The organism is Mycolicibacterium austroafricanum (assembly GCF_000612725.1).
Classification (GTDB): Bacteria; Actinomycetota; Actinomycetes; order Mycobacteriales; family Mycobacteriaceae; genus Mycobacterium; species Mycobacterium austroafricanum.
In genome coordinates, this window is the sequence record NZ_HG964457.1 from 176,447 (window position 1) to 197,497 (window position 21,051).

The window sequence follows — 21,051 nt, forward strand, 5'->3', positions numbered from 1 at the left end:
TGTCAGTTTGCGTCATTCTGGCTGATCCGCCGTAGCACCTGCAATGCCGAGGTGATGTTGTCGGCCGGTAGCACCTGAAGACCGGCCGGTGCCGACGTCACTCCCGACGGCACCACGGCGTAGGTGAACCCGAGCCGGGCCGCCTCGGCCAGTCGGCGGTCCATCCCGGTCACCCGGCGCAGATCACCGGCGAGCCCGACCTCACCGATGGCGATCGCCGTCGTCGGCAGCGCCAGATCCGTGAACGCCGATGCGATCGACAGCGCGACCGCCAGGTCCGACGACGAATCGGTCAGCCGCATACCGCCGACCGTCGACAGGTAGATGTCGTTCATGCCGACCGGCAGCTTCGCGCGCTTCTCCAGCACAGCCGTGATCATGGCTGCGCGCGAGGAGTCGATACCGCTGACGGCGCGGCGCGGACTGCCGCTGGCCGGCGAGCCGATCAGCGCCTGCACCTCGCCGATCATCGGGCGCTTTCCGTCCAGGGTCACCGTCACCGCGGTGCCCGAAACCGGCTTCGGCCGCTGGTCGAGAAACAGCCCCGACGGGTCGGACACACATTCGATTCCGTTGTCGTGCAACAGGAAACAGCCGACCTCGTCGGCGGCGCCGAACCGGTTCTTGATGCCACGCACCATCCTCAGCGCCGACGCTCGGTCGCCCTCGAAGTGCAGTACGACGTCGACGAGGTGTTCCAGCGAGCGCGGCCCGGCGATCGCCCCGTCCTTGGTGACGTGCCCGACGAGCAGCATCGCGACCCCGGTGGTCTTGGCGGTCATGGTCAGCGCGGTGGTGACGGCGCGGACCTGGGTGACCCCGCCCGTCACCCCGTCGGCCTCGGTGGTCGACATGGTCTGCACCGAGTCGACGACCACGAGGCTGGGTTGCACGGCGTCGATGTGGCCGAGCGCGGTCTGCAGATCGGATTCCGCGGCCAGGTACACCTCGTCGTGGCTGCACCCGGTGCGCTCGGCCCGCAGCCGGATCTGCCCGGCCGACTCCTCACCCGACAGGTACAGCGCGCGGCGGCCCTTCGACGCCCAGCGGTGCGCCACCTCCAGCAGCAGCGTCGACTTGCCGACCCCCGGATCACCCGCGAGCAGGGTCACCGACCCCGGCACCAGGCCGCCGCCGAGCACCCGGTCGAGTTCGCTGATCCCGGTGTGGAAGTGCCGGGTGCTGCCCGGATCGATCGAGCTGATGGGCACGGCGGGGGAGGCGGGCGCCACCGCGCGCCGGGTCGCCGAACCCCCGACCGCGGTCAGCGCGACTTCGTTGACTGTGCCCCACGTGCCGCAATCGGGGCAGCGGCCCACCCACTTGGGCATGACATGGTGGCATTCCGAACAACGGAACTGCGAACGTGTTTTCGAATTTGTCCGGGCCACGGGCTGACGGTAGCCGCCACGACCGACAGAACCGGGGCGCTACGCAACCGTGTCGGGCAGGGGACGGGTCTAGTGCCCGCCGCCCTCGCCCGCGGAGCCGCCCGATCCTGCGGCCTCTTCGCGGCGCGGCGCCTCACCGGCCGAGATGGGCACCGCGACGATGGTCTCGCCGGCGTTCTCGAACTTGAAGGTGAAGTCGTAAGTCAGGCCGTTGGTGATGGGCTTGCTCAGCTCCACCTTCGCCTCGGCCGCGTCGGCGGGCTCGATGCTCTCCAGCGGCGTGATCTGGCCGTCGGGTGAACCGACCACCAGCACGCCGTTCACGGGCACCTCGCCGTCGCCGGTCAGCGTCACGGAGCCGATGTCGGACGTGATCGAGACCAGTTTGTCGGCGACGTCGGGGGACGTGTTCGCCGCGACGAAGATCAGCTCCACCTCGGTGCCCGGCTGCACGTAGTCCTTGGTCTGGTCGGCGCGGATGTGGACGTTGCGCAACGCGATGGGGCCCGCCGTGGCGCTGGTGCCGTTGACTGCGGGCTCCTGCGTCGCGGTCTGGGAGACCTGACCGGCGCTGCAGCCGCTCAGCACGACCGATGCGGCCAGGCCACAGGCCGCCAGCGTGGTGAGGACAGAAGAGCGCCGATTGAAGGGTTTCACTGGGGGCCTCCTGCTCAGCCGGCGGTATGACTTTCCCGCCGGGCACCGTCGTTCGACTATGCACAGTAGTAGGTGATGAATCGGCGCGGTAGCCGAGGTCGTGGCGGGTTGGAAAAGGGTCGAAAATAAGCCCGCCGGAACCGCTCACGATGCACGTATTCGCTGGCCTGTCAACCCCTAGTGTTCGCTGTCGGTGCCCCTGACCTGCATTGTTGATCCGCGCCCGCTGGCGGCGCGTGTTAAGATCGAGGGGTGAAAGGGGCTCGGAACTGATGATTTTTAAGGTCGGAGACACCGTCGTCTATCCACACCACGGTGCTGCGTTGATCGAGGCGATCGAAACCCGGACCATCAAAGGCGAGCAGAAGGAATACCTCGTCCTGAAGGTGTCGCAGGGAGATCTCACCGTTCGTGTTCCCGCAGATAACGCAGAGTACGTGGGTGTGCGTGATGTCGTCGGACAGGAGGGTCTGGACAAGGTCTTCCAGGTGCTGCGCGCCCCGCACACCGAAGAGCCGACCAACTGGTCGCGTCGGTACAAGGCCAATCTGGAGAAGCTGGCCTCCGGTGACGTGAACAAGGTCGCCGAGGTCGTCCGTGACCTGTGGCGCCGCGATCAGGAGCGTGGGCTGTCCGCTGGCGAGAAGCGGATGCTGGCCAAGGCTCGGCAGATTCTGGTGGGTGAGCTCGCGCTCGCCGAGAACACCGATGACGCCAAGGCCTCGACGATTCTGGACGAAGTACTCGCTGCAGCGTCCTGACCGCACCTCTTGATGCGGCGGTGATGTTGCCGAGTATCCGCGTCGGGCTCGGTACCGACGTACATCCCATCGAGGCCGGTCGTCCGTGCTGGCTGCTGTGTCTGTTGTTCGACGACGCAGACGGCTGTGCCGGTCATTCGGACGGCGACGTCGCTGCCCATGCCCTGTGTGACGCGTTGCTGTCCGCAGCGGGCATGGGCGATATCGGCGAGGTGTTCGGCACCGGTCTGCCGCAGTGGCGGGGAGTCAGCGGCGCGGACATGCTGCGGCACGTCCATTCGATGATGACGGCCGAAGGGCTGCGCGTGGGCAACGCCGCCGTGCAGGTCATCGGCAACCGACCGAAGATCGGACCCCGCCGTGCGGAGGCGCAGCGGGTCCTCTCCGGCATTCTCGGCGCCCCCGTGTCGGTGTCTGCGACCACGACCGACGGTCTGGGTTTGACTGGGCGCGGAGAGGGGCTGGCGGCCATCGCCACGGCCCTGGTCGTTGGCGATGAGGGTAAAGGCTGAAACGGCCGGTAAGCTGGCCGGTCGTGACCGAAAGCCCCGCAGCTGTCATGCGGCTCTATGACACCTTGTCTGGTGGTGTGCGCGACTTCGTGCCACTGCGGCCCGGCCACGTGTCCATCTACCTGTGCGGCGCGACTGTCCAGGGCCTGCCCCACATCGGGCACGTCCGCAGCGGCGTCGCGTTCGACGTGCTGCGGCGCTGGCTGACCGCCAAGGGCTTCGACGTGGCGTTCATCCGCAACGTCACCGACATCGACGACAAGATCCTCCACAAGGCGGCCGATGCGGGCCGCCCGTGGTGGGAGTGGGCGGCCACCTACGAGCGGGCGTTCACCGCCGCCTACGACGCGCTCGGCGTGTTGCCGCCGTCGGCGGAGCCGCGGGCGACCGGGCACATCACCCAGATGGTCGAGTTGATCGAGCGGCTGATCGAGCGCGGTCACGCCTACACCGGGGACGGCGACGTCTATTTCAGCGTGGCGACCCTGCCGGACTACGGCAAGCTCTCCGGTCACCGGATCGACGACGTGCACCAGGGCGAGGGCGTGGCGACGGGCAAGCGCGATCAGCGGGACTTCACGCTGTGGAAGGGCGCGAAACCCGGCGAGCCGTCGTGGCCGACGCCGTGGGGCCGCGGCCGTCCCGGCTGGCACACCGAATGTGTGGCGATGTGCGAGTCCTACCTGGGCGCCGCGTTCGACATCCACGCCGGCGGCATGGATCTGGTGTTCCCGCACCACGAGAACGAGATCGCGCAGGCCGAGGCCGCCGGTGACGGCTTCGCCCGGTTCTGGCTGCACAACGGTTGGGTCACCATGGGCGGCGAGAAGATGAGCAAGTCGCTGGGCAACGTGCTCGCGATTCCCGCTGTGCTGCAACGAGTTCGGGCTGCCGAGCTGCGGTACTACCTGGGTAGCGCGCACTACCGGTCGATGCTGGAGTTCTCCGAGACGGCGCTGCAGGACGCCGCGAAGGCCTACGCCGGTATCGAGGACTTCCTGCACCGGGTCCGCACCCGCGTCGGCGCGGTGGTGCCGGGCGAGTGGACGCCGAAGTTCGGCGCCGCCCTCGACGACGATCTGGCCGTGCCCGCCGCGCTGGCCGAGGTGCACGCCGCGCGCGCCGAAGGCAACCGGGCGCTGGATGCGGGTGATCACGACACCGCGCTGACCCACGCCATGTCGATTCGCGCGATGATGGGCATCCTGGGCGCCGACCCGCTCGACGAGCGCTGGGAGTCCCGCGACGAGACCTCCGCGGCGCTGGCCGCCGTCGACGTGCTGGTGCAGGCCGAGGTCCAACGCCGGGAAGACGCAAGGGCCCGGCGCGACTGGGCCGAAGCCGACGCCATCCGCGACCGCCTCAAGGAGGCGGGTATCGAGGTGACCGACACCGCCGACGGTCCCCAATGGTCACTTCTGGACGGAACGGACAAGTAGATGGCGGGCAATTCACAGCGGCGCGGCGCGGTGCGCAAGGCCGGTACCAAGAAGGGGCCGACCGTCGGCTCCGGCGGCGTCCGCAGGCGCGGGCTGGAGGGCAAGGGCGCGACGCCCCCGGCGCACCAGCGCCCGCACCACCCTGCCGGCAAGCGGGCCGCCAAGGCGGCACGACAGGCCCAGGGCAGGCACAAGAAGACCGACGACACCGAGATCGTCCTCGGCCGCAACCCGGTGCTCGAGTGCCTGCGCGCGGGCGTTCCGGCGACGGCTCTCTACGTCGCCCTCGGGGCCGACTCCGACGAGCGTCTCACCGAGTCGGTGCAGATCGCGGCCGACAAGGGCATCGCGATCCTCGAGGTGCCGCGCCACGACCTGGACCGGATCGCGGCCAACGGCATGCACCAGGGCATCGCGTTGCAGGTGCCGCCGTACAACTACGCGCACCCCGACGATCTGCTCGCCGAGGCGAAGTCCGATGCGATGCCGGCGCTGTTGGTCGCGCTGGACAACATCTCCGACCCGCGCAACCTCGGGGCGATCGTCCGCTCGGTGGCCGCGTTCGGCGGGCACGGGGTGCTGATCCCGCAGCGCAGGTCGGCCTCGGTCACCGCGGTCGCGTGGCGCACCAGCGCGGGCGCGGCGGCGCGGACGCCGGTCGCGCGGGCGACCAACCTCACCCGCGCGCTCAAACAGTGGGCCGACGCCGGGTTGCAGGTGGTCGGGCTCGACGCCGACGGCGACACCACGGTCGACCAGATCGACGGAGCCGGCCCGATCGTGGTGGTGGTCGGCTCGGAGGGCAAGGGCCTGTCGAGGCTGGTGCGGGAGAACTGCGACGCGGTGGTGTCGATCCCGATGGCCGGGCCGACCGAGTCGCTCAACGCGTCGGTCGCCGCGGGTGTGGTGCTCGCCGAGATCGCCAGGCAGCGGCGTTCCGCTTAGAGCCCGAACAGCTGGATCCAGGCCCACAGTCCGAGCACCGCGGCCACCAGCGTGAGCGGTGCGGTCACCAGGCCGACGCGGCTGAACTCGGCGAAACCGACGCGCATGTCCCGGCGTACCACGCTGCGCCACAGCAGGTTCGCCAGTGATCCGACATACGTGAGGTTGGGTCCGATGTTCACCCCGATCAGCACCGCCAGCACCGCGGCGGGCCCTATGGGTGTGGCCAGGGGGAGCAGTACCAGTACCGCGGGCAGATTGTTGACGACGTTGGACAGCACCGCGGCCACCGCGGCGATCCCGAGCAGCGCGGCCAGGCCCTGGCCCTCGGGTATCGCGTCGCGCATCGCCGACTCGAGTCCGTTGCGCATCACCGCGGCGACGACGACGCCCAGGCAGAGCACGAAGATGAGGAACGGCACGTCGGCCGCCGCGGCGATCCGGGTGACGGTGGTGTGCCGCGTGGCCAGCGCACGCACGCCCAGCACCAGCGCGCCCGCCAGCGCCGCCCAGGCCGGCGAGAGGCCCAACAGCGAGGTCACGGCGAACCCGAGCAGCGTCAGGCCGAGGACCACCAGCGCGAAGACCGGCACCTCGACCGGCTCGGTGACCGCAGCGCGCCGGGGTTCCACCGCCAGATCCTTCGCGAAAAACCAACGCAACAACACGAACTCGACCGCGATGGCGGCCAGCCAGGGCAGCGACATGGCCGCGGCGAAATGTAGAAAGGACAGCCCCGCGGCTCCGAACGCCAGCAGGTTGGTCAGGTTCGACACCGGCAGCAGCAGCGACGCGCTGTTGGCCAGGTGAGCGGTGGCATAGGCGTGGGGGCGGGGCGGGACGGCCAGCGTGCGCGCGGTGGCCAGTACCACCGGGGTCAGCAGGACGACGGTGGCGTCCAGGCTCAGTATTGCTGTCACACCCGCCGCGATCGCGAAAACCGAAGCCAGCAAGCGAGTTTGGCCACCGGAGGTGGCCCGCGCCATCATCACCCCGGCGGTGTGGAACAGCCCGACGTCATCGCACAGCCGGGCCAGCACCAGCACGGCGGCCAGGAAGCCGACCACGGGCGCCAGGCGGCCGGCCTCGGCCACGGCGTCGTCCCAGGAGATGGCGCCGCTCGCGATGACCAGACCAGCGGCCGGGACGGCGACGACGGCCTCGGGCCAGCGGTGCGGGCGCAGCAGGGCGAACGCGAGAACCGAGGCGAGGGTGGCGACGGAGAGGATCAACTCCATGGAGCGGCAGGCTGCCACAGCGTGGGCAGGTGTAGACCGACCCCGTCCTCGGCGGCGAGCCGGGACAACACACGCATCGAGACGTCGAGGTCGTCGACGGCGAACGGCAAGGCGCGCAACGGTTTGTCGAGCGGCCGGAAGAAGTCGTCCCAGTGGATCAGGACCACCTGGCGCGCGCCGACGGTCCGCACGGTCTGCGTCCAGTAGTCGACCAGGTACCCCTCCGGCTGCAGGCCCAGCTGTCCGACCCCGAGGTAGACCACGTCGGCGCGGCGACCGGCGAGCGCGTCAGGTACGAAACCGGCACTGCCGACGACGAGCAGTCCCACTCCGGTGGGGCGGTGGTGCACCAGTGTCGACCACGCCTCCCCGCACCGGTAGGCCGAAACCCGCGCCGGCGGGGTGACCGGTGCCGTGATCGTGCCGGGAAACCGGTCCGGCGGGCAGTGGCTGCCCTCGACGAGGGTGATGTCGTAGCTGCCTACTGACACGGTCTCGGCCGGGGCGACGACGTCGACGCGGTCCAGCCCGTGCCCGCGGCCGATCGCGGCCGCCGACCGCCCGCCGATCAGCCGGGCCCCGGTCAGGTCGGCCACCACCGCGGAGTCCATCGCGTGGTCGTAATGGGTGTGCACCGGGGTGACCGCATCCAGGCGCCGCACACCGAGCCGGGACAGAGCATCGTCGATACGGGATCGCGACGACCTCAGCGGCCGGGCGGCGACGCTCAGATGGCTCGGTCGGGAGAAGAACCCGTCGGTCATCACCGCGGATTCGCCGTCGTCGACCAGAAGTGTGGTCACTCCCGCCCACGTCACCGTCACCGGCGCGCCGGGCGGGGCCGGGGGTAGGTCGAAGTACGCGGAGTAGGCCTGCAAGTCAGGCCGGCCGAGCTTGAGGCGCATCTGGTCACCCTAGGTGGACCACTGCGAAGGGGGCGACAGTTGCAGCCGGCCGAAGCTATCGCCGGGGGTGCTCGGAAAACAGTTCGCCCCAGATTCGCAGCGCCTCATCACGGTGTGATGTGTGCCCGCTGTGGGCATCGGCGACGGCGATAAGCGCTCTGGTGACCTCGCCGAGGGGAAGGCCCATACGGTGCGCGGCGGCAGCGATCTCTGCGAAAGCCTGATCTTCGGAGCAGCGGCGCAGGGCCATGAGGATACCGACCGCAACATCAATGCTTCTACGGGACAGGAGATCTGGGTGCAGCGGCGCATGCATCGGGAAGGGCACCTCCTCTGGATCGGCGCGGGGGAAGCCCGTTCGGGCCGTTCGGGTTGTCACTGTACCCTCGGAAGCGTATTAATGGAAATGGTTTTCAATAACGACAGTGGAAGGTGCACATGAAGCCAGGAATCCACCCCGACTACCACCCGGTCGTCTTCCAGGACGCGAACACCGGCAAGCAGTTCCTCACCCGATCCACGTTGACGAGCGCGCGAACCGTCGAATGGGAAACGTCCGAGGGTGTTCGCGAATATCCGCTTGTCGTCGTCGAGGTCACGTCGGATTCACATCCGTTCTGGACCGGCAGTCGTCGAATCGTCGATGCGGCCGGACAGGTCGAGAAGTTCCGTCGGCGATACGGCTCTCGCAAATCGGGTGCTAGCTCCGACTGAAGCCGGTGGGGTCGCCCTCGTCGGGCCGGTCGCGGGTGGCGGCCCCGTCCGCCTTGTCGAGGCCCTCGCAGGGGTCTTCATGCCATTCCCCGAACGGGTCTTCCCAGTGTGCCCACAGGTCGGGCCGGGAAAGTTCATCGTCGGTGAGCAGCGCTGCGGAAAGTGAGGCGGTGACGGCCTCGGGGTCGGCCCCGCAGATGAGTGCGGTCAGAGAGATGTGACGGTCGCCGAACTGCTCGTCCCATCGCAGGCTGGCCAACACCGCGCGTTCGGGGTCGGGGTCGGCCGGTTCGTCAATCGCCGAGGCGGCCAGCCACTCGCCGGCATGGCCCACGCGCAGTCCGCCGCCGGCCGATTCGATCCACAGCACAACGTCGGGTTGACTTGCCAGCCAGGCACGTCCGCGCAGTCGGACTACACCGTCGAGAAGGTCATCGATTGCCCGGTGCAGGCGAAGCGGGTGAAACGGCCGGATCGCCTGGAATTCAACGAGCTTCACGCCGTGCTCGGCGACCAGCGGAGGCTCGCCGGAGAGCAGAGGCTCGTGCGGGTCATGGTCCGCGCCACGCCGTGCGCTGTCGCTCAGCGCATCAAGTGCCGAGCTCAGTTGTTCGGTGCCGGTGATGATCTGAGCCCGGGGTGCGAGTCGGTGAAGTACCGCCTGCGTCGTGCGGTCGGGTGCCGATAGCAGCAGCACGTCGGCGAACTCGGCCTGTCCCACCACCACTTGGGCAACGGTCCGGCCATCGTCGAGGACGTCGGCGCCCAGGGCATCGGTCAGCCATTGCCCGGTGGCCACGGTGGTGATCACCGCCTCGATTCGCACGTCGCGGGCGGCGGGTCCGTCGATATACCCGGGTCCCACCACCACGTCGACGTTGTTGATGTCCCAGCAGAGCGGTTCTGGCTCCAGCCACGGGGGAAGGTGAACGACGACGCGGCTCACGTCATCACGGCGGTGCAACCGGCGCAACAGGACGAGCAGGTCGCTTCTGATCGTGCAGTCGACGCAGCAGTTCATGAGCTCGATCGGCCACTGCGAGGTGTGTGGTTCGTCGCCTCGGCGGATGCAGACCGACCGCAGCACGACTTGTCCGTCGAAGCGGTGTCTGACCACAAGGGTGCCCGACTTGTGGAGCAGGGCTTCACTGATCTGGTCCGTCAATTCCTGGCCGGAGACGAGGAGCACCGGTGTCCGATTCACAACCCAACCCTAACGAAAATCATTTCCATTAACACTCGGGTGCAGATTACGCTGTCGCGCCTCACGTGGGAAACCGAGCTCGGTCAGTAGCTGTAGGTGTTCTCGGGTGGATCGATCTGCTCGACGACCGTGACATCCAGCTGCGGTATGAAGCTGCGCGACGAATCGCTTTGTCCGGCTGGGACCTTGCCCTCAACCCGGACCCAGGTGCCGTCGGGAAGGTTGCCCGCCGAGGTGGCCGCCGGTCCGCCGAGGACGATCCTGGCCAGCTGGGCGTCAGCGGCGCAGCACAGAATGACCACCCGTCCGAGATCGGTACGGGCACCGTCCTTGATCGTGAATCCGGTGACGCTGACGACCCGATCGTCGAGCGTGCCTGCGGAGTCCTGTGCGATTCGGATGAGCAGGTCGGGAAGCGAGATCTCCGGAGCACGCTCGTCGGACAGCGGAGGAAACGGTCTCCGGAGCACATCGGTGGAGATCGCGGTGACCGAAGTGCGCGCGGTCAGCGGACCGATGGCAGGCGGAACAATGAACGCCAGCAACGCAACCGGGACCAGAAGCAACCAGACGATTCCCGACCGGTGCTCATGGCCGCCGTGTGTGGCTTCGGTGTGGCCACCCCGGCGGACATCTCTGACGATGGAGACCACCGCCAATGTGATGAGTAGGGCTGCCGAGGCCAACAACCACGGCTGCAGTGAGGGTTTCACGTAGCGGGTGTAGGCGCCGCTGAAAGTGATGAGCGCGGCGCTCACCCCGACGAGCAGCAGCAGGGCATTCTCGGTTTCGCGGTTCATCGATTTCCCAGCACGAGAAGTCCGACGATCGTCGCCGTCGCCGTCGCGACGACGAACGTCACCGGCGCGAACCGAATGGCGAAGGCGCGTCCGAACATCCCCACTTGCATTGCGAACAGTTTGATATCGACGGCGGGTCCGACCACGAGAAACACCAGGCGGGGCAGCAGCGGCAGCATCGACAGGCTGGCGGCGACGAACGCGTCGGCTTCGGAGCACAGCGCCAGCACCACTGCGAGCAGCGCCATCACTGCGATGCCGAGCAGGAGTTGACCGGCGAGATGCTCGAACATCCAGGCTGGGACCAGCAAATGCAGCGCCGCGGCGGCTGCCGCTCCCACGACGAGGAACGAACTCGCCTGCAGGAAATCGTGCCGCGCCGCCTCGGAAAAGGCCGTCCAGCGGGAGCCACCGGTCGAATGCTCGTGCGGGACGCGGCGGGTGATCCAGCGTGGCAGGCCGAATCGCGCCCAGAGCCCGCCCATGATGAGCGCGGTGATGAGCGACGCCGCGCAGCGCGCGACGACCATGCCGGGTTCGCCGGGAAAGGCTACTGCGGTGGCCACCAGGACGACGGGGTTGATCGCGGGTGCGGCCAGCATGAATGTCAAAGCCGCTGCCCCGACGGTGCCCTCGCCGAACAACCGGCGGGCGATGGGTACCGAACCGCATTCGCACCCGGGTAGCGCGAAGCCGCCGACACCGGCCGCCAGGATTGCCGCGGACGGCCGCTTGGGTAGCCATCGCGCCAACCGGTCCGGGGTGACCAGTGCGGCCACTGCGCCGCTGATCACCACTCCGAGTGCCAGAAAAGGCAAGGCTTGGACGAAGATTCCGCAGAACACAGTGGCAGCGGTGGCGACACCGGGTGTGCCCGCGACGAATCCACGCAAGATACCGCCGACGAGTGCGAGTCCCACCACCGCGATGACGAGAACGTGCATCGAATTGGGTCGGTAGCGCGTTGACGGTGTCCCGACTGCCACGGCGGCCATTGTGCCACCGGGGCGTCGTCCCCATCCCGGATGGCGATGGTGAGTTCGAAAGCTGAGGTGGTTTCCGCCTGCGGTCGCTGCGGTCCGAATGTGCTTGCCGGTGCCGCGTTTTCCAACGACTCGGATTTCGCCACACAGAAACGGCCGTCGAGATCAACTCGACAGCTCAGCTATTGCGCCAGCCGCACACTGCGCACACCCGCGATTGCCGCGCCCATGCACGCTGCGGCGACAACCCCTGCGAACCAGGGGAACACCGCCGCGAGGTCCCACCGTGTGGCGGCCCAGCCGGCGATCAGCGTGGGCACCGCCATGGCGGAGTAGGCCAGCAGGTAGAACGCCGACATCGTCTCGCCGCGCCTCCCTGCGGGGACCACGTCGGACAGGTGTCGCAGTGAGCCTCCGAAGCCGAGCCCGAACGTCGCACCGAGCAGGGCGGCAGCGACGAACACCAGTTGCCATTGATGGGTCAGCAGCACCGGGATGGTGAGCAGCAGCGCGGCGGCCATCCCGGCGTCGCCGAGGATCGCCGAGTATCGTGCCGGCACCCTGGTCGCCGCCAACTGGGCGAGCGCGGCGGCGAACGCGGTGGTGCCGACGACGGCGCCGCCGAACACGAGGTTGTCGATGTGGGTCTGGCGCGCCGCCAGCGACGGATACAGCGACAGGAGCACGCCGAGCACCGACCACGACGCCATCGCGCCCAGCGCGGAGAACCAGAAGTCGGCGCGGATCTCCGCAGGGACGGCGGGTCTGGCGATCCGGATCGGGCCGCGGGTGCGGGCGGTGTGCGGTTCGCGCAGCGCCAGCACTCCGACACCGACGACCAGGCAGATCACCGCGACGACCGCGTACGGCGTGCGCAGCGGATGCGGGGCGTACTGGGCGAGCAGTGCGGACCCGAGGATCGCCACGGTCATGCCGATGTTGAAGCTGACCCCGCTGAGCTGACCGGCGCGCACGCCGTGGTCGGGTCGCAGGTCGAGCAGGGCCGCGGCGCCAGCGACCACGATCGAGCCCACCGCCGCCCCGTGGATCGTGCGGGCCAGCAGCAGCATCGCCATGCTGTCGGCGATCAGGAACACGCCGAGCCCGATCAGCAGCGCGACAAGGGCGCCGACCAGCACCGGCTTGCGGCCCACGACGTCGGAGATCCTGCCCGAGACGAGCACGGCGGCCAGCGCGGCGACGGCGTACACCGCGAACACGACGGTGGTGGCCAGCGGTGAGAGGTGCCAGTTCGTCTCGTAGATGCCGTACAGCGGTGCAGGCAGTCCGGACACCCCGAGCGCCACCCCGCTCAACACCAGCAGCAACGGGTAGGCCCAGCGCTGGGTGTCGGGGATCGAGCGGTCGAACGCCACCATTCGGCTTCACTCCCGGATCGGCAAGGTTTGACGGACATCGAACCCGGCCGAGCGTACGCTGGGTTCGACCAACATCAAACCCGCCGTGACGAAGGATATTCCCGTGGCCGCTGAAGCGCTGGTCGGCGATCCGTCGGCGCATCCCGTGGCTCCGCTCCAGCAGGTGCTGGCCGCGATCCACGATCCCGTCCGTCTCGAGATCGTCCGGCGTCTGCACAACGCGGGAGGGCCCATGCAGTGCGGGGCACTCTACGACGGCATCAACAAGTCGACGGCCACTCACCACTTCAAGGTTCTGCGGGAGGCGGGCGTCACCGAACGCCTCGTCATCGACGGCCTGACCTACCAGCGGCTGCGCCGTGAGCAGGTCGGCGCCGCCATTCCCGGTCTGCTCGAGAGTGTGGTGGCCGGCGCCAACCGGGAGGCCGGCCTCAGCTGAACGGGGCCAGCGTCACGCCGTCGGCGATCAGCCGTTCGCGCACCGCGGTCGCGATCTGCACCGCCCCGGGTGAATCCCCGTGCACACAAACGGATTCCACGGTGATGGGGATGGTCGAACCGTCGACGGCGGCGACCCGTCCGGTGGTGACCATGGAGATGACGCGGTCGACGATCTCGTCGACGTCGCGCAGCACCGCGTTGCGTTCCCGGCGGGAGACCAGTTGCCCGTCGGGCCGGTAGGCCCGGTCGGCGAAGGCCTCGGGAACGGTGCGCAGCCCCAGTTCGGTTGCCGCGGTGAAGAACACCGACCCGGCCAGCCCGAGGACCGGCAGCGTGGGGTCGACGGTGTGAACGGCCTCGGCCACGGCGTGGGCCTGCAGGTGATTGGTGGTAATCGCGTTGTACAGCGCCCCATGTGGTTTCACATAGGACACCGACGAGCCGGCGACGGCGGCCAGCGTCGACAACGCGCCGATCTGGTACATCACGTCGGCGACCAGGTCCTCGGCGCTGACGTCGATGAAGCGCCTGCCGAACCCGGCCAGATCGCGGTAGCTCACCTGGGCGCCGATCCGCACTCCACGTGCGGCGGCCGCTCGGCACACCCTCACCAGGGTTGCGGGGTCGCCGGCGTGAAATCCGCACGCCACGTTGGCGGACGTGACGATGTCGAGCATCGCGTCGTCGTCGCCGAGCGTCCACACGCCGAAGCCCTCGCCGAGGTCGGCGTTGAGGTCGACGGAGACCGTGGTCATGGCGTTCAGCCTAGTGCGGGCCCGGCCTGTCCAGATCGATGCGATGGTCGGCGGTCTGCACGACGGCGGGGTCGTGGGTGGCGGTGACCACCGTGGTGCCCTCGCCGGCGAGACGCCGGAGATGGCCGATCACCACGCCGGCCGAGTCGGTGTCCAGGCCGGTGGTCGGCTCGTCGAGCAGCAGCAGCGGGGCCTGCTGCACGAACGCCTGGGCCAACAGGACCCGTTGCCGCTGACCTCCGGAGAGCTCCCCGAGGGCCCGGTGCCGAAGATCGCTCAGACCCAGTTCGGTCAGCCAGTGCTCGACCACCGCGCGGTCATCGGCCTTCGGCCTCCGCAGCAGTCCGAGCCGGCGCCAGCGTCCCATCATGACCGCCTCGCCGGCGGTGACGGGAAAGGAGTCGGTGACTGCGCTGCGTTGCACGGCGAGGGCGATGTTGCGCGCGTCGACGTCCACCCGGCCGGTGGCGGGGCGGAGCACCCCGGCAAGCAGGCTCAACAGCGTCGACTTCCCCGAGCCGTTCGCCCCCACGACGGCCGTCACGGCGCCCGGGGTGACGGACAGTGTCAGGCCACGGAACACCGGCATGCCGGGGTAGCCGAAGTCGACTGCCGACACGTCGATTCGGGCGGTGGCCGAGGTGCCCTTATTAAAAATGATTGTCATTACTGCTAAGACTTTACGGCATGATGCACGCGCTGGTCGACCCGTTCCAGGCCGACATGGTCCTGCGGGCCTTGGTCGCCGGCGTGATCGCCGCGTGCCTGTGCTCACTCGTTGGCTGTTGGGTCCTGTTGCGCGGCAACGTCTTCCTCGGCGAAGCGATGACACACGGCATGCTGCCCGGGGTGGCCCTGGCGGCACTGCTGGGAATCAGCCTGCTCATCGGCGGCCTGGTCGCCGCCCTGGTCATGGCAGTGGGTGTCGCTGCCCTCGGAAGGTCGTCGAGACTGTCGTCCGACACCAGCGTCGGGCTGCTGCTGGTCGGCATGCTCGCCCTCGGCGTCATCGTGGTGTCCCGCTCGCAGAGCTTCGCCGTCGACCTCACCGGATTCCTGTTCGGCGACGTATTCGCCGTCCGCACCGCCGACCTCGTCGTCCTTGCGACGGCGCTCGTCCTGACGCTGGGAGCTGTGATCATCGGGCACCGCGCATTCGTCGCCGTCACATTCGATCCGCGCAAGGCCGCGACACTCGGACTGCGCCCGCAGCTCGCGATCCCGGTGCTGACCATGCTCATGGCCGTCGCGATGGTGGCGTCCTTCCACGTCGTCGGCACCCTGCTCGTGCTCGGACTGCTCGTCGCGCCTCCCGCGGCCGCCTTGGCCTGGTCCCGATCGATCCCGCGGGTCATGTTGCTGTCCGCCCTGATCGGCTCGGCCGCAGTCTATTTGGGTCTGCTCATCTCGTGGTATGCCGGCACGGCCGGTGGTGCGACGATCGCGGGGGTGGCTGTTCTGATCTTCTTCGCCTCCACGCTGCTGTCGTTCGGCCGGGGCAACTGGAAGCGCATGTCTGTCGTCGCCGCCTCGGCCTGCGTGGTGGCGGGTTGCGGAACCGGGGGCGAGTCGCCGGCGCCGGCTGAACAGCCGACGTCCGCCGGCGAGGACGAAGTCGTCGTGGAAGGAGCGCGCGAACTCGACGGCGCCCTGACCAGGTTGGTGCTCGTGGACCCGGCCACCGGTGCCACCTCGGTCTATGACGCCGTCGACGAGGTGGAGACGTCGATCGGCTCGTACGGGCCGGTCGACGGTATCAGTGGTGACGGCCGGTTCGCCTACCTGCGCACCGGCGGCCGCACCACGGTCGTCGACGCCGGTGCATGGACCTTCGGCCACGGCGACCACGACCACTATTTCGCCACCGAACCGGCGGAGGTCGCCACTCTCGACGTGCCTGCGGCCTCCGTCAGCGCCGTCAACTCGATCGTCGCCGTCCGGACACCGACGAACGCGACAGCATTGTTCGACCGGGAGAAGCTGGCGGACAACGTCATCGAAGCGCCCGCGGGACTCGCGCTCTCCCCGGACGTGGTCGCGGTGGCGCCCTACGGCAGTCGGCTCGTCACGGTCACGGCAGCGGGCCGGATGCAGGTGACCGGGGATACCGGGACCACGGATCTGGTCGGCGAATGCCCGAACCCGACCTGGGCGATGCCGACCCGACGCGCCGTGGTCTTCGGGTGCGACACCGGGGCGGTCAGGGTCACCGGGGGCGACGGGGACCTGACCGTCACCCCCGCTCCGTTCCCGGCAGAGGCGCCGGTCGAGCGTCCCCGGCGGATGGAGCACCGCGACCGAGCCGACGTCTTCGCGGGGGTGTCTGCAGGTACGGTGTGGATACTCGACAGCAGGCAGCGATCGTGGACGCTGATCCCGGTAGCGGATGCGGTGGCGACCAACACTGCCGGTGGCGGAACCGTTCTGGTCCTGCACCGCGACGGCACGCTCAGCGCATACGACGTCAACTCTCGCGCCGAGACCGCGCGGATTCCGTTGTTCCCTGACGACATCCCCGCCGACGGTGCACAACCGGTCGTCGACCTCGACTCCGACCGGGCCTACGTGAACAACGCGGCCACCCGCGAGGTCTACGAGATCGACTACGCAGACGGGCTGCGGATCGCCCGCACGCTGCGCACCGAGGTGGCTCCCGGCCTGATGGTGGAGGCCGGCCGGTGAGGCGGTGGACGCTGGTCTGCATCTGCGCGATCCTGACCGCGGTTGCTGCGTGCACTGGTGGCACTGCCGCCTCGGCCACGGGTGAGGTCATCGTCACCACGAACATCCTCGGGGATGTCGTCCGCAACGTGGTCGGCGATGCTGCCGACGTCCGCGTGCTGATGCAACCGAATGCCGACCCCCATTCCTTCGGCGTCTCCGCCCAGGACGCGGCGGCCATGGGTCGTGCCGGCCTGATCGTCTACAACGGACTCGGCCTGGAAGAGACTGTCATCCGCAATGTGGAAAGCGCTGCAGCCGAGGGGGTTCCGACGCTCGCGGTGACCGACCACGTCGACCCGATCGAGTTTGCGGAAGGGGACAGCGCCGGCACCTCTGACCCACACTTCTGGACCGATCCGCAGCGCATGATCATGGCGGTGGACGCCATCGAGGAGGCGGTCCGCGAGATTGACGGAATCGACCGCGACGCCGTGGCACGCAACGCCGAGAGCTACCGCGCGAAGCTGCGGGAACTCGACACCTCGATGCGCACCGGCTTCGACACCATCCCGGCCGAACGGCGCAAGCTGGTGACCAACCACCACGTATTGGGTTATCTCGCGCAGCGCTTCGGTTTCACAGTGACCGGCGCGGTTGTGCCCAGCGGAACCACTCTCGCCGCGCCCAGCGCGTCAGATCTGCAGTCTCTGGTCGACGCAATCGATTTCGCGCGGGTGCCCGCGATCTTCGTCGACTCGTCGCAACCTGACAAGTTGGCCAGGGTGCTGGCCCGGGATGCCGGCGTGGACGTCGAAATCGTGCCCCTCTACAGCGAGTCACTCAGCCCTCCCGGCACCCCCGGAGCGACCTACCTCGACATGATGCGCGCCAACACCGACGCCATCATCACCGGCCTGCGCTGACCGCAGGTCAAGACAATTCAGCTCGGAAGGGAGCGAACATGTCCAATCCGCGGTGGCTGTACCGCGTCGGAGTGTTGTCGTGTGCGGCGGCGCTGACCGCCTGCTCGTCGGGCGACGACAACGCCCAAAGCGCGGGGACTTCCGAGCCGACCTCACCGGTTCAGAGCGCCCCGATCCCCGAACCCCTGGTGGCCACCTACGACGGCGGCCTCTACGTTCTCGACGGTGAGACGCTGGAGCTCAGGCAGGACATTCCGCTCGACGGGTTCCTGCGCGTCAACCCGGCCGGCGACGACGCGCACGTGCTGGTGACCACGAACGAGGGGTTCCGGATCCTCGACGCGGCATCCGGGCAGCTCACCGACGAGACCTTCCCGGCTGCAGAAGCGGGACACGTTGTGCCGCACGGGGAAACGACGGTGCTGTTCGCCGACGGCTCCGGTGAGATCACCGCATTCGATCCGCACGCGCTGGCGGACGGCATGCCGGAGACGCAGACGTTCACCACTCCGCAACCCCATCACGGGGTGGCGGTGATTCTGTCCGACGGGACCCTGGTGCACAGCCTCGGCGATGCCGAAAGCCGCACCGGCGCCGTCGCGCTGCAGGGCGACCGTGAGATCGCGCGCAACGAGAACTGCCCCGGCCTGCACGGCGAGACCGTCGTCGCCGACGAGGAGGTGGTGCTCGGCTGCGAGAACGGCGCACTGATCTTCGCCAACGGTCGCTTCACCAAGGTGGCGAGCCCGACTCCGTACGGCCGCATCGGCAACATCAAGGGCCACGACGACTCCCCGGTAGCGCTGGGCGACATGAAGATCGACCCGGACGCCGAGCTGGAGCGCCCCACGCAGTTCTCGCTGATCGACACCACCACCGACAAGCTCACGCTGGTGCAGCTACCGCCGTCGGTGAGCTACTCCTTCCGGTCGCTGGCCAGGGGACCCCAAGCCGAGGCGCTGATCCTGGGCACCGACGGCAAGCTGTATGTGTTCGATCCGGTGACGGGTGCGCAGATCAAGACCATCGATGTGACCGGCGCATGGACCGAACCAGACGACTGGCAGGATCCGCGGCCGACCGTCTTCACCCGTGAGGACGTCGTGTACGTCACCGATCCCGCCACCAGGCAGATCCACCTGCTCGACCTGCAGAGCGGGACGGTGACCGCGTCGGTGACGCTGGACCAGGCGCCGAACGAGTTGAGTGGGGCCGTCGGCCACGACCACTGAAACAGTGCGACGATGGCAGGGTGACGCGTGCTGACATCTTCATCACCGCAGCGGAACTGGCCCGCCTGATCGCCGAAGGCGCACCTGTGAACGTCCTCGATGTCCGCTGGGAGCTGACCCGGCCGGACGGACGGGAGGCGTACACCCGAGGGCATGTGCCCGGGGCGGTGTACGTCTCCCTCGAGGACGAACTCAGCGACCATGCCGTCACCGGTCGCGGGCGTCATCCCCTTCCCTCGGGAGATTCCGTCGAGTCGGCGGCGCGCCGCTGGGGCCTACGCCGGGGCGTTCCCACCGTTGTCTACGACGACTGGAATCGAGCCGGCTCGGCACGCGCATGGTGGGTGTTGACCGCAGCCGGCATCGGAGGGGTGCGGATCCTCGACGGTGGACTGGCCGCGTGGACCGCTGCCGGTGGGCGGCTCGAAACTGGGGTCCCGGCAATCGAACCCGGCGACGTCGCGGTCGAGTTCCGCGACCTGTACCGTGGTGCGCTGCCCGCCCTCACCGCCGAGGACGTGACCGGGTTCGACGGAGTGCTGCTCGACGCCAGGGCGCCGGAGCGGTTCCGTGGTGACACCGAGCCCGTCGACCGGGTGGCTGGTCACATTCCGGGTGCCCGCAACGCGCCGAGTGTCGAAACCCTTTCCGTTGACGGCACGTTCCTGCCCGACGATGAGCTGGTCCGCTACTTCCGAGGTCGCGGCGCCACCGAGGGCGGTGTCGGCGTCTACTGCGGATCCGGTGTCACCGCCGCGGTGACCATCGCTGCGCTGCGGGCAACCGGCGTCGAGGCCAAGCTGTTCCCCGGCTCGTGGTCACAGTGGAGTGCGGACGCCTCGCGCCCGGTCGCCACGGGGGAGTGAGGTCCCGTCAATTTGCGTGACTGTGCGTCACGCCCCAGGCTGGGAGTGGATCGGCGTATTCCGTCCAAATCTGTTCGCCTTCGGCCAGTTCGGCATCCGTCAGCAGCGCGTCCTCGAGCAGTCGCCGCACCTTGTCGCGGTCGAGCTTCACCCCGATGAACACGATCTCCTGGCCCGGCGCGATCTCGGTCGACGACCAGTACTGGGCGGGCTCGATCACGAGGTTCGGTCCGGCCTGCGACCAGATAGCCGCGATCGTCGGTCTACTGGCGATCCAGCAGAACCCCTTGCTGCGCAGGATCCGCGTCATCTTCCCGAGCGATTCGGCGAGCCGTTGGGGATGGAACGGCCGGTCCGAGTGGAACGTCATCGAGCTGATGCCGTACTCCTCGGTCTCGGGCGTGTGGCCGTCGGCGATTTCCTAGTCCCAGCCGGGCGCCTCTTCTGCGGCGATGGGATCGAACAGGCCGGTGTCGAGCACCTCGGCGATGTCGACGACGCCGTGATCGGTCCGGATGAGTTTCGCGGTCGGGTTGAGACGGCGCACCAGGGTCTCCGCCGTGCCGAGCGTGGCCGCGCTGACCAGATCCGTCTTGTTCAGCAGGATGACGTCGGCGAATTCCACCTGGTCGACGAGAAGGTCCGAGATGCTGCGGGCATCGCCCTCGCCGGCCGTCAGATCGCGGTCGGCGAGTGCTTCACCGCGGGCGATCTCGGTGAGGAAGGTCGACGCGTCGACGACCGTCACCAGAGTGTCGAGACGCGCGAGTTGTCCGAGGCTGGACCCGTCCTCGAACTCCCAGCTGAACGTAGCCGCCACCGGCATCGGTTCGGAGATGCCGGTCGATTCGATGACCAACTGGTCGAATCGTTGTTGGCGGGCGAGCGCACCGACCGCCTCGATCAGGTCCTCGCGCAGCGTGCAGCAGATGAAGCCGTTGGTCAGCTCGACGAGCTTCTCCTGAGTGCGATCGAGGTGTCCCTGGCCGGCGACCAGCGCGGCGTCGATGTTGACCTCACTCATGTCGTTGACGATCACCGCGACCCGCCGCCCTTCCCGATTGGCGAGGATGTGGTTGAGCAGGGTGGTCTTGCCTGCCCCCAGAAAGCCGGAGAGGACGGTGACGGGAAGCAGGGGAGCGGGCGCCGATGACATGTTCTTAATGATAATCATTTTCAATAAGTGCGGCAACCGACATTGCGCGATGTGCGTCAGTTAATGAAAACGGTTATCGTTGCGAA

The 21,051-nt window shown here is 68.5% G+C and carries 21 protein-coding genes and 1 pseudogene; 10 read left to right on the forward strand and 12 right to left on the reverse strand.

Features of this window, described 5'->3' with window-relative positions:
• Positions 1-2: 2 nt before the first annotated feature.
• Complete coding sequence (gene radA, locus BN976_RS25790) at positions 3-1,391, reverse strand: DNA repair protein RadA (RefSeq protein ID WP_036375279.1); 1,389 nt, start codon at positions 1,389-1,391, stop codon at positions 3-5.
• A gap of 69 nt (positions 1,392-1,460) precedes the next feature.
• Positions 1,461-2,048, reverse strand: coding sequence for a copper chaperone PCu(A)C domain-containing protein (locus BN976_RS25795; RefSeq protein ID WP_011782481.1), 588 nt, complete (start codon positions 2,046-2,048; stop codon positions 1,461-1,463).
• Between the two features lie 272 nt (positions 2,049-2,320).
• On the opposite strand from BN976_RS25795, the gene carD reads away from it, so the two are divergent.
• The 4 genes from carD to rlmB are packed head-to-tail and all read left to right on the forward strand — an operon-like array spanning position 2,321 to position 5,705.
• Positions 2,321-2,809, forward strand: a complete 489-nt coding sequence (carD, locus tag BN976_RS25800) for an RNA polymerase-binding transcription factor CarD (protein ID WP_003930663.1) — start codon at positions 2,321-2,323, stop codon at positions 2,807-2,809.
• A 23-nt stretch (positions 2,810-2,832) separates the two neighbouring features.
• On the forward strand, positions 2,833-3,321 hold the full coding sequence (ispF, locus tag BN976_RS25805; RefSeq protein ID WP_011782480.1) for a 2-C-methyl-D-erythritol 2,4-cyclodiphosphate synthase: 489 nt from the start codon (positions 2,833-2,835) through the stop codon (positions 3,319-3,321).
• A 47-nt stretch (positions 3,322-3,368) separates the two neighbouring features.
• Positions 3,369-4,760, forward strand: coding sequence for a cysteine--tRNA ligase (gene cysS / locus BN976_RS25810; RefSeq protein WP_036375286.1), 1,392 nt, complete (start codon positions 3,369-3,371; stop codon positions 4,758-4,760).
• Positions 4,761-5,705 carry a 23S rRNA (guanosine(2251)-2'-O)-methyltransferase RlmB gene (gene rlmB, locus BN976_RS25815; RefSeq protein ID WP_011782478.1) on the forward strand — a complete coding sequence of 315 codons (945 nt, stop codon included), beginning with the start codon at positions 4,761-4,763 and terminating at the stop codon, positions 5,703-5,705.
• Here rlmB and BN976_RS25820 read toward each other — a convergent pair.
• Genes BN976_RS25820 through BN976_RS34820 form a run of 3 tightly spaced genes read right to left on the reverse strand, consistent with a single transcriptional unit; the run spans position 5,702 to position 8,164 of the window.
• Positions 5,702-6,943 (reverse strand): SLC13 family permease, encoded by a 1,242-nt coding sequence (locus BN976_RS25820; RefSeq protein WP_036375289.1) that lies wholly within the window; start codon positions 6,941-6,943, stop codon positions 5,702-5,704. The two genes, rlmB and BN976_RS25820, sit on opposite strands and share 4 nt — an antisense overlap.
• The gene (locus BN976_RS25825) at positions 6,934-7,848 is read right to left on the reverse strand and encodes an MBL fold metallo-hydrolase (protein WP_036375294.1); all 915 of its coding nucleotides are present in this window, start codon (positions 7,846-7,848) and stop codon (positions 6,934-6,936) included. The genes BN976_RS25820 and BN976_RS25825 overlap by 10 nt, the downstream gene beginning before the upstream one ends.
• A 55-nt stretch (positions 7,849-7,903) precedes the next feature.
• On the reverse strand, positions 7,904-8,164 hold the full coding sequence (locus BN976_RS34820) for an ANTAR domain-containing protein (RefSeq protein WP_011782475.1): 261 nt from the start codon (positions 8,162-8,164) through the stop codon (positions 7,904-7,906).
• 122 nt (positions 8,165-8,286) lie between these two features.
• On the opposite strand from BN976_RS34820, the gene BN976_RS25835 reads away from it, so the two are divergent.
• Positions 8,287-8,562 carry a type B 50S ribosomal protein L31 gene (locus BN976_RS25835; protein WP_011782474.1) on the forward strand — a complete coding sequence of 92 codons (276 nt, stop codon included), beginning with the start codon at positions 8,287-8,289 and terminating at the stop codon, positions 8,560-8,562.
• Here BN976_RS25835 and mrf read toward each other — a convergent pair.
• From mrf to BN976_RS25855, 4 genes are all read right to left on the reverse strand, one after another.
• Positions 8,549-9,766 (reverse strand): ribosome hibernation factor-recruiting GTPase MRF, encoded by a 1,218-nt coding sequence (mrf, locus tag BN976_RS25840; protein ID WP_036375296.1) that lies wholly within the window; start codon positions 9,764-9,766, stop codon positions 8,549-8,551. The genes BN976_RS25835 and mrf overlap by 14 nt on opposite strands.
• 83 nt (positions 9,767-9,849) lie before the next feature.
• Positions 9,850-10,566, reverse strand: a complete 717-nt coding sequence (locus BN976_RS25845) for a TIGR03943 family putative permease subunit (RefSeq protein WP_011782472.1) — start codon at positions 10,564-10,566, stop codon at positions 9,850-9,852.
• A complete protein-coding gene (locus BN976_RS25850) occupies positions 10,563-11,561 on the reverse strand; it encodes a permease (RefSeq protein ID WP_036375303.1) in 999 nt (332 codons plus the stop codon). The genes BN976_RS25845 and BN976_RS25850 overlap by 4 nt, the downstream gene beginning before the upstream one ends.
• Before the next feature lie 170 nt (positions 11,562-11,731).
• Complete coding sequence (locus BN976_RS25855) at positions 11,732-12,928, reverse strand: MFS transporter (protein WP_011782470.1); 1,197 nt, start codon at positions 12,926-12,928, stop codon at positions 11,732-11,734.
• A gap of 103 nt (positions 12,929-13,031) precedes the next feature.
• Here BN976_RS25855 and BN976_RS25860 point away from each other — a divergent pair, with 103 nt between their 5' ends.
• The gene (locus tag BN976_RS25860) at positions 13,032-13,367 is read left to right on the forward strand and encodes an ArsR/SmtB family transcription factor (protein ID WP_011782469.1); all 336 of its coding nucleotides are present in this window, start codon (positions 13,032-13,034) and stop codon (positions 13,365-13,367) included.
• Here BN976_RS25860 and BN976_RS25865 read toward each other — a convergent pair.
• Positions 13,360-14,124: a LamB/YcsF family protein gene (locus BN976_RS25865; RefSeq protein ID WP_011782468.1), complete on the reverse strand. Its 765-nt coding sequence runs from the start codon at positions 14,122-14,124 to the stop codon at positions 13,360-13,362. The genes BN976_RS25860 and BN976_RS25865 overlap by 8 nt on opposite strands.
• Before the next feature lie 10 nt (positions 14,125-14,134).
• Positions 14,135-14,791, reverse strand: a complete 657-nt coding sequence (aztA, locus tag BN976_RS25870) for a zinc ABC transporter ATP-binding protein AztA (RefSeq protein WP_011782467.1) — start codon at positions 14,789-14,791, stop codon at positions 14,135-14,137.
• Positions 14,792-14,811: 20 nt separating this feature from the next.
• Between aztA and aztB the strand changes: the two genes are divergently transcribed.
• The 4 genes from aztB to BN976_RS25890 are packed head-to-tail and all read left to right on the forward strand — an operon-like array spanning position 14,812 to position 19,809.
• Positions 14,812-16,806: a zinc ABC transporter permease AztB gene (aztB, locus tag BN976_RS25875; RefSeq protein ID WP_051558563.1), complete on the forward strand. Its 1,995-nt coding sequence runs from the start codon at positions 14,812-14,814 to the stop codon at positions 16,804-16,806.
• Complete coding sequence (aztC, locus tag BN976_RS25880) at positions 16,803-17,711, forward strand: zinc ABC transporter substrate-binding protein AztC (RefSeq protein WP_036375306.1); 909 nt, start codon at positions 16,803-16,805, stop codon at positions 17,709-17,711. The genes aztB and aztC overlap by 4 nt, the downstream gene beginning before the upstream one ends.
• Positions 17,712-17,749: 38 nt before the next feature.
• Complete coding sequence (gene aztD, locus BN976_RS25885) at positions 17,750-18,943, forward strand: zinc metallochaperone AztD (RefSeq protein ID WP_036375307.1); 1,194 nt, start codon at positions 17,750-17,752, stop codon at positions 18,941-18,943.
• 20 nt (positions 18,944-18,963) lie between these two features.
• Complete coding sequence (locus tag BN976_RS25890; RefSeq protein ID WP_036375311.1) at positions 18,964-19,809, forward strand: sulfurtransferase; 846 nt, start codon at positions 18,964-18,966, stop codon at positions 19,807-19,809.
• Between the two features lie 7 nt (positions 19,810-19,816).
• Here the strand turns inward: BN976_RS25890 and BN976_RS25895 are convergent.
• Positions 19,817-20,983 (reverse strand): annotated as a pseudogene (locus BN976_RS25895) (GTP-binding protein).
• Between the last annotated feature and the right edge of the window lie 68 nt (positions 20,984-21,051).

Bases quoted from the DNA above. Each gene is read 5' to 3' on its own strand.
- aztA (WP_011782467.1), bottom strand. From the start codon at position 14,791: ATGACAATCATTTTTAATAAGGGCACCTCGGCCACCGCCCGAATCGAC.
- BN976_RS25835 (WP_011782474.1), top strand. From the start codon at position 8,287: ATGAAGCCAGGAATCCACCCCGACTACCACCCGGTCGTCTTCCAGGAC.
- aztD (WP_036375307.1), top strand. From the start codon at position 17,750: ATGTCCAATCCGCGGTGGCTGTACCGCGTCGGAGTGTTGTCGTGTGCG.
- BN976_RS25825 (WP_036375294.1), bottom strand. From the start codon at position 7,848: ATGCGCCTCAAGCTCGGCCGGCCTGACTTGCAGGCCTACTCCGCGTAC.
- BN976_RS25855 (WP_011782470.1), bottom strand. From the start codon at position 12,928: ATGGTGGCGTTCGACCGCTCGATCCCCGACACCCAGCGCTGGGCCTAC.
- carD (WP_003930663.1), top strand. From the start codon at position 2,321: ATGATTTTTAAGGTCGGAGACACCGTCGTCTATCCACACCACGGTGCT.
- rlmB (WP_011782478.1), top strand. From the start codon at position 4,761: ATGGCGGGCAATTCACAGCGGCGCGGCGCGGTGCGCAAGGCCGGTACC.
- ispF (WP_011782480.1), top strand. From the start codon at position 2,833: ATGTTGCCGAGTATCCGCGTCGGGCTCGGTACCGACGTACATCCCATC.
- BN976_RS25820 (WP_036375289.1), bottom strand. From the start codon at position 6,943: ATGGAGTTGATCCTCTCCGTCGCCACCCTCGCCTCGGTTCTCGCGTTC.
- BN976_RS25850 (WP_036375303.1), bottom strand. From the start codon at position 11,561: ATGGCCGCCGTGGCAGTCGGGACACCGTCAACGCGCTACCGACCCAAT.
- BN976_RS25845 (WP_011782472.1), bottom strand. From the start codon at position 10,566: ATGAACCGCGAAACCGAGAATGCCCTGCTGCTGCTCGTCGGGGTGAGC.
- cysS (WP_036375286.1), top strand. From the start codon at position 3,369: ATGCGGCTCTATGACACCTTGTCTGGTGGTGTGCGCGACTTCGTGCCA.
- BN976_RS34820 (WP_011782475.1), bottom strand. From the start codon at position 8,164: ATGCATGCGCCGCTGCACCCAGATCTCCTGTCCCGTAGAAGCATTGAT.
- BN976_RS25865 (WP_011782468.1), bottom strand. From the start codon at position 14,124: ATGACCACGGTCTCCGTCGACCTCAACGCCGACCTCGGCGAGGGCTTC.
- aztB (WP_051558563.1), top strand. From the start codon at position 14,812: ATGATGCACGCGCTGGTCGACCCGTTCCAGGCCGACATGGTCCTGCGG.